Source organism: Paenibacillus sp. MER TA 81-3 (assembly GCF_023713585.1).
In the GTDB taxonomy this organism is placed as follows: domain Bacteria; phylum Bacillota; class Bacilli; order Paenibacillales; family Paenibacillaceae; genus Paenibacillus_B; species Paenibacillus_B profundus.
This window is the reverse complement of sequence record NZ_JAMAWB010000154.1, coordinates 1-246: the sequence shown is the minus strand read 5'-3', so window position 1 is coordinate 246 and position 246 is coordinate 1. Positions and strand designations below refer to the sequence as shown.

Here is a 246-nt window from a genome sequence, read left to right as displayed (position 1 = left end):
CTTTATATCAACATAAGGATGATTCTAAGACACTTTACTACTTTCGCGATTCAGTTTTCAAGGTACAAGTGTGAAAGAGATTCCTCTTTCAAAACTGAAAACGAGTGGAACGTTTGTGTGGTGGAAGCGATGCTTCCTGTATGTCTCCGTCGCAGGAGACGTAATCCTTAGAAAGGAGGTGATCCAGCCGCACCTTCCGATACGGCTACCTTGTTACGACTTCACCCCAATCATCTACCCCACCTT

At 44.7% G+C, this 246-nt stretch carries 1 rRNA gene; it reads right to left on the bottom strand.

From position 1 onward, the window contains the following. Positions 1-171 precede the first annotated feature (171 nt). Positions 172-246, bottom strand: a 16S ribosomal RNA gene (locus M3650_RS31660); the annotation flags it as partial.